4 protein-coding genes are annotated in these 2,636 nt (G+C 62.5%); 2 read left to right on the forward strand and 2 right to left on the reverse strand.

The annotated features are described in order from the left end of the window. Positions 1 to 39: 39 nt before the first annotated feature. Positions 40 to 435: a hypothetical protein gene (locus AC1DX0_RS34340; RefSeq protein ID WP_477224120.1), complete on the reverse strand. Its 396-nt coding sequence runs from the start codon at positions 433 to 435 to the stop codon at positions 40 to 42. A 446-nt stretch (positions 436 to 881) separates the two neighbouring features. Between AC1DX0_RS34340 and AC1DX0_RS34345 the strand changes: the two genes are divergently transcribed. Both AC1DX0_RS34345 and soxR read left to right on the forward strand, forming a co-directional pair. After that, positions 882 to 1,340, forward strand: a complete 459-nt coding sequence (locus AC1DX0_RS34345; protein ID WP_477224121.1) for a tRNA (cytidine(34)-2'-O)-methyltransferase — start codon at positions 882 to 884, stop codon at positions 1,338 to 1,340. A gap of 128 nt (positions 1,341 to 1,468) precedes the next feature. Beyond that, positions 1,469 to 1,912 carry a redox-sensitive transcriptional activator SoxR gene (gene soxR / locus AC1DX0_RS34350; protein ID WP_477358811.1) on the forward strand — a complete coding sequence of 148 codons (444 nt, stop codon included), beginning with the start codon at positions 1,469 to 1,471 and terminating at the stop codon, positions 1,910 to 1,912. A 26-nt stretch (positions 1,913 to 1,938) separates the two neighbouring features. On the opposite strand, the gene AC1DX0_RS34355 is transcribed toward soxR, so the two are convergent. Further along, on the reverse strand, positions 1,939 to 2,517 hold the full coding sequence (locus AC1DX0_RS34355) for a helix-turn-helix transcriptional regulator (protein ID WP_477358814.1): 579 nt from the start codon (positions 2,515 to 2,517) through the stop codon (positions 1,939 to 1,941). Positions 2,518 to 2,636: the final 119 nt, after the last annotated feature.

Here is a 2,636-nt window from a genome sequence, read left to right on the forward strand (position 1 = left end):
AACAACAACATGGGTCATGCCTGTAAATCTGTTTTCCGCTTACGCGGCGCGTGAACGTACGAAGTCCCCGGACTGTGTAGCGCCGAGGGCTGGCGGTCCGGACTCATCCGGACCGTCAGCCCTGCTTCGCGCTATATAGGGGTTCTCGGGCTTTTCGCCGACAGGCTCGTTTGCCGATCCTGACGGTGCGGTGTCGACAAGCCGGATTTTCGCACCCGGCCGGATCAGCCGGATGATCCGGCGCACCAGCGAAGGCCGGCTGGGATCGGGAACCGCGTGCGAAAAATCGACATCCGGCAGCATGCCGCGATGCGGGCGTCGGCGGACTTCGGCATGGACCGCCGACGAATAGGTGTCGCCGATCAGCAGCGCCCAGGTCGGCAGCCGGTGGATATGCAGGCTCCTCGAGCCAGGTATTCTGTAGGGATCGAACATCGGTCCGTCCTCCGCATGAAAATAGAGATGAAAAGGCGAAGCAACATCGTCCGCCGGCATTCGGCCGGAGGCACGGATTGCGTCTGTCCGCAACCGACGCTCGGCATCGGTCCGGACATGTTCAGTTCGGGCGTTCAGCCCTTTTGACTTTTTGAAAAACATCGCAGGATTCCTTCGACAGCCGAAAAATCGTTTCGGCGGGAATCGGTGCGCTCAAGTCTTAGAGAACTAGGAGAATTGTCGTACCGAAACCGCCGGCAGGCAGGTGAGCCCACGAGAGGGGCGCTGGATGTGCATGGTCATCATGAGTTTCCCCTCCATCGGTTCGGGTTGACAATGCTGGCCGTATACCCGACTTCGAAAAAAATGGCCACCCGCAGGTCCCGCAATTTCCAAAACCACGACCCCGCTGTTGCCGATCTGCCACTTATTAGAAGGACGCGGAAATGAACTGTCGTCTCCGCATCGCGCTCTACCAGCCGGACATCGCCGGCAATACCGGGACAATCCTGCGCTTCGCCGCTTGCCTCGGCCTTGGCGTCGATATCATCGAACCGGCCGGCTTTCCGCTCTCCGACAAAGCGCTCAAGCGCGCCGGCATGGACTACCTCGAAATGGCTGCCCTGACCCGGCACATTGACTGGAACGCCTTCGAGGACTGGCGCAAGAAAGACGGGCGCCGGCTGGTGCTTCTGTCGACCAAGGCGACGACCCCCTACACCAACTTCAGCTTCGCGGACGGCGACATCCTGCTGTTCGGCCGCGAATCCGCAGGCGTGCCGGATGCGGTCCATCAGGCGGCGAATGCGCGGCTGACCATCCCGATGCAGGGCAGCGCGCGCAGCATCAATGTCGCGCTCTCCGTCGCCATGGTGGCGGGCGAAGCTGTCCGGCAACTCGGATAGCGGTTCGCCGGCAACTCCGTTTTCCGTCATTCTCACCCAGGCGCACATCGCCCTCTCCTGTCATTTGCCCAATCAACGTTTCTTCGCTACAAGCTCAACTTAACTTGAGGTCAAGCGGAAAATSKGAAATGGCTCCRGTAACGGAATTGACGGTYGGCCAGGTGGCTGTGCGCAGCGGCGTCGCGGTGTCGGCGCTGCATTTCTATGAGGCGCGCGGGCTGATCCGCAGCCACCGCACGTCRGGCAACCAGCGCCGCTATGGCCGCGACGTGCTGMGGCGGGTGGCRATCATCMRGGTCGCTCAGGAGGTCGGCATCTCGCTGGCCGAGATCGGCGACGCACTTGAATCACTGCCCGAGGGCCGCACGCCGACGCGCGACGACTGGAACCTTTTGTCGACCGCCTGGCGCGACGGGCTCGACCACAAGATCGCCCAGTTGAAGAARCTGCGCGACGGGCTSACCGACTGCATCGGCTGYGGCTGCATGTCGATCGACAAATGCCCGCTCAGGAACAAGGGCGACCGGCTGGCCAGGGAAGGCACCGGCGCGAGAAGGCTGGTGGCACGCTGAGCCTTCCCCGGAGAGCCAGGATAAATTCAGGAGGCGAAGCTGCGAACCAGCGCGACCAGGGCCGCCTGATTGTGGACCTCGGTCTTTTCGAACGCGCTTTTGAGGTTGTGGCGCACCGTCCCGGGCCTGATCGTCAAATGGACGGCTATGGCATTGACGCTCATGCCACCCGCCAGCAGGCAGACGATCTCGCATTCGCGCCGCGTCAGGCCGAATGTTTCGATCAAGGCGACCTGATCGAATTGCAGGGACGCGTCCGGTTCCTTGATGAAGATGACGACGCGTGGCGCCCGCAATCCCGGTTCCGCGATGCCGAGCCGCCATGCCGGCATGATATCGAGCAGCAGCGGCAAGCGATGGTCACGGCGCGGCAGATGCAGCCTTTGTCCGCAATCCGCCGGGGAGACCGCCGCCAGGGCGACAGCCCTGCGCAATTGCTCGGTGAGCGCCGGCGTCACAGCCTGCAACTGGCCCGCGACCTGCACGAGCCCGTCGCCTTGGCGGAGAATTCCCGTAGCGCGCGCGTTGACGATCAACGAACGGCCCGTCGCGTCAAGCACGATCGCCGCCTCGCCCAATCGTTCGATAATTGTTGTCAGTCCCACTGCCTGTTCGTTGCTGATCCGCAGCCTTTGATGCAGCAGTTGGGCGCGTATCAAGTGTGGGAAAAGTTGCCCCAAAGCCTGGCTTTCCCCTTGCACGAACCCGCCCTTCTGCCGGGAGC

Source organism: Mesorhizobium sp. P3_A9 (assembly GCF_056402975.1).